Raw genomic sequence first — 3,879 nt, forward strand, 5'->3', positions numbered from 1 at the left:
GGCGGGGCGGCGCAGCAGGTCCGCGTCGCGGGGCAGCACGCCGAGGGCGCGCAGCCGGTCCCCGGCCTGCACGGCGGCCGCCGCCCGTTCCGTGTCGGCCGGTTCGCCGCGGAACCGCCACTGGAGGCGGTAGCGGGAGTTCAGCGGCGGGTCGTCGATGGACCAGTCGAAGACGGCCCGGCCTGCGCGGTCGTGGCGGCTTACGGGGGTGCGCAGTGGGCCCTCGTCGGCAGAGAGGGACGTCTCCACGCCCCAGACCCGGGGATCGAGAGCGGCCGGTAGGTCGAGCCGCACCGCGAGGTGGCGGGTGGGCAGGCGGACGGCCCGCTGGAACCAGAGCCCCCACTTCTCCCGCCCGACCTGGTAGGAGTACTCGATCTCGACGCGTTCGCCGGGGTGCAGGGGAAAGCGCCCGTCGGCGTTCTCGAAGAGCAGCCAGATCTCCTTGTAGGCGTCCCGGTCGTGTTTGGCCCGCCAGTGCATCGCCTCCCGGCTTATGCCGTCGTCCCGGTACGCCCGCAGCCGCAGCTCCGAGAAGGTGAGCGGGTGCTCACGGTGGTGCCGGTTGGAACGGCCGGGGTCGTCGGGCCAGCGATCGACGGCGACCCGGACGAGGTGGCGGGTGACCGGTTCGGTGCCGACGTTGTGCAGTTGTCGGCGTACCAGGCAGCGGTAGCCGTCGTCGGCGTGGGTGAGGGTGGCGGTCTCCCGTTCGACGACCAGCCCGGTCCCCGGGGGCAGCCACTGCCCCGTGGGTGGCAGATCGCGGTGGGTGGGGGCGCCCTTGGCCTGGCGGAGCTGGTCGTACTCGCGGAAGCGCTGCCAGATGGCGCCGCTGGCGTCGAGGACGGCTTCGGCGCGGCGCGCGAAGTCCTCGGTGGGACGGTGTCGGCGCCCCTCGACGTGGCTGACGTACGACGGGTCGAAGCCCATCATGGTGGCGAGCTGTTTCTTGGAGAGTCCCCGCCCCGTCCGGTGCCGGGCCAGCTCGGCGGCGAAGGACTCGGCAGCCCGCTCCAGGGGAGAGGTCGTCATCAGCTTCCTCACGGCCGGGACGACAATTCTTCACGTTCGGCGGCTTCGCCCGCAGCCGAACTGGCACCTAGCCGACATTGGTCTTGACACCGGGCGAGTTTTCCTCATCGCCGATCGGGTAGTACGCGACAGCCCGGGCCGGTCCGCCGTCAACGCCGCCGGCGGAGTGACCCGGGCCTCTCCCCCAATCTTCGGTGAGGCTTCCCTTAGCCCTGATTCTATGGTTAGGCTAGCCTTAGTTACGATGACGCTTCGGACGAGGGAGACGGCCAGGTGACAGCGGTGATGCCGAGGGAAGACCTCGCCCCGCCGCTCGCCCCGGTGACCGCCACCCTCCGCGCCATGTTCGGCACCGACGACCTGCCCGGGCTCGCGCCGGGCCTGCTGCTCGCCGACGAGACGGGATGGAGTCCGGCGACCACGCTGGTCGACGGCTCCCGGATGCCGGAGTTCCTGGGCGCGGCGGCCAGCCGCTGGGGCGGCACCCCGCACGCCTGCGCGGCGCTGGCCTGGAAGTCCTACAGCTACTGGGTGGCCCTGCCGGTTGTCCTCGGCTGGGCCTCGGCCCGTCGCGTGCCGCTGCTCGAACCGGCCGACGTGTTGATCCACTTCGAGGACCAGCACCAGTTGCTCACCATGGGCCTGCGCGGCTCCACCCGCGTGGCCGTCCTCCCGCACGATCCGCTGGCGCTGGCCGGCCCCCCCGAGGTCCGGGTGGTCGACGGCGAGGCGGAACTGCTCCGGGTGCTGCGCGCCTCCCTGCTCGACGCGCACCTGGCCCCGGTGATCGCCGCGATCCAGGCCGAGGTTCGGGTCGGCACCCGCACGCTGCTCGGTTCCGTCGCCTCCGGTATCGCGCACGGCGTCCTGCGCGCGGCGGACGCCCTGCCGGGTTCCTCGGTGCGGACCGTCGAAACCCTGCTCGACGCGCTCGACCTGGCCGACCTGGTCGAGCTGGTGCCCGGCCCCGGCGGCGAGCTGACGGTGCAGCGGCGGACCTGCTGCCTGGCCTTCACCCTGCCGAGCCCGAAGATCTGCCAGGGCTGCTGCGTCCGCTCCGCCTGACCAGGCATTCAGCCCGTCGGGGCGGCCCAGGCGGCGGTCAGCCGATCAGCGGCCGGACGTCCCAAACCCACACACCGCCGGTGAAGGTCGGGGTGATCCCGGTCAACGCGGTCATCGCGGTACGCAGCTGGTCGGCGTTCGGGTGCGGGCCGAGGACGACCACGCCGGCCCGCCAGAATCGCAGGTCGGTGACGGCGGTGGCCCGGTCCCGGACGGTGATCGGCGGGATCTCCCCGGTCCGGGCGACGTGGCCGAAGAAGTTGCTCGTCCGCCGATACGGGGCGGTGAACAGGGCGGCGCCCGGCTCGGCCGACCACGGGCGGGTGTCGGGGTAGAGAAAGTAGCCCCGGGCCAGTGGCATCTCCAGCCGGGTCCGGGACGACCAGCGCAGCGGCTCGGTGTACGTGTTGTCGGGCAGCGGCAGGGTGACCACGCTGCGCCCGCCGGCCACGTACGGACGCCAGGCGCCGGTCGTGACGAAGGCCGGGACCGGATCGGGGCGGTAGGTGGGCAGCGGGGTCGGCAGGAGCGGCAGCAGCGCCATGGCCAGCACGGTGACCGTGGCGAAGCGGAGCTGCCGCCGGCCGGTCGGGTGCTCCCGGATGAGCCGGCGGGCCCGGTCGGTGCCGAGCGCGAGCAGCACCCCGATGATCGGGGTGATCGCCAGCGACCAGCGGGTGGGCACCACCGAGTGCAGCAACGGCAGGTTCTCCAGCGCGGCCCACGGGCCCGGCACACCGGTGTCGCGGCCGTTGAGCTGGACCTCCCGTCCGAGCGACAGCACCGCGAAGAGCAGGGTGAGCACGGCCAGGCCGCGTACCAGCGCGCTGCGCCACAGCCAGCCGAACAGGGCGATGGTCAGCACGACCAACGGCCAGCCGAAGAAGGCGTTCTCCTCGGTGGGATTCTTGGCCAGCGGGCCGACGGAGCGGGCGTCACCGGCCAGCGACTCCCGGGACCAGGCGACGAACGCGGCCAGGTCGGTGCGGTAGCCCCGGATCAGCCGGGACAGCCCGTGGTACGAGCCGGGCCCGAAGAGCTGGACATAGATCGGGTACGCCAGTACCACCACGGCGAGCGCGGCGGCGACCCCGAGGCCGGCGAGGAAGGTCCGCCACCGCCGGCGCAGCGCGGGCCGGCCGACGGCGAGGGCGACGATCACCACGCCGAGCGCGATCGCGGCCATCAGCAGGATCTCGAGGTTGAGGAACGCCTGCCAGACGACCAGCAGGCCGAGCAGGACTCCGTTGCGGAGCCAGCGGCCCGGGTCGGCGAGCCGGAGGGTCCGCCAGGCCAGCAGAGGCACGACGAACTGGGACACGATGTTCGGGTGGGCGTTGGCGTGCGACACCATGGCCGGGGCGAAGGCGCAGAACGCGGCCCCCAGCCAGGCCGGCCCACGGGACCGGGTCACCAGCCTTGAGAGGAAGAAGTACCAACTCGTTCCGGTGGCGGCCATCCCCAGGGTGAGGAAGATCAGGAACGACCATTGCGGCCCGCAGGCTACAGTGACGGGCGTCAACGGGAGCGAAATGGACAATACTGATGTATTCGCCATCAAGTTGACGCCGTCAGGCACGTTCATCCGGTCCGAGCCGAACGGATAGGCGAATTCGGTCACGACCCGCGCGCCGTGCGCCATCATCCACTCGAACTGCGGCTGGTCCGAGCGGTTGTCCCGGAGCCCACTGCCGGGCCGCAACCACAGGCGCGCGGTCACCCAGAAGGCCGCCGCCGCGAAGCTGAGCACGGCGGCGACGTCCCACCGACACCCCTCCC

3 protein-coding genes are annotated in these 3,879 nt (G+C 72.4%); 1 reads left to right on the top strand and 2 read right to left on the bottom strand.

Going from position 1 to position 3,879, the window contains the following annotated elements; translation table 11 throughout:
* Positions 1-1,035 (bottom strand): helix-turn-helix transcriptional regulator (locus E1193_RS30400; RefSeq protein ID WP_132186573.1); only part of this gene is annotated, 1,035 nt, incomplete at its 3' end.
* A 285-nt stretch (positions 1,036-1,320) separates the two neighbouring features.
* Here E1193_RS30400 and E1193_RS30405 point away from each other — a divergent pair.
* Positions 1,321-2,100 carry a ferric iron reductase gene (locus E1193_RS30405; RefSeq protein WP_132186574.1) on the top strand — a complete coding sequence of 260 codons (780 nt, stop codon included), beginning with the start codon at positions 1,321-1,323 and terminating at the stop codon, positions 2,098-2,100.
* A gap of 37 nt (positions 2,101-2,137) precedes the next feature.
* Here the strand turns inward: E1193_RS30405 and E1193_RS30410 are convergent.
* Positions 2,138-3,879 (bottom strand): hypothetical protein (locus E1193_RS30410; RefSeq protein ID WP_243707969.1); only part of this gene is annotated, 1,742 nt, incomplete at its 5' end.

The sequence above is a fragment of the Micromonospora sp. KC606 genome (assembly GCF_004348675.1).
Classification (GTDB): domain Bacteria; phylum Actinomycetota; class Actinomycetes; order Mycobacteriales; family Micromonosporaceae; genus Micromonospora.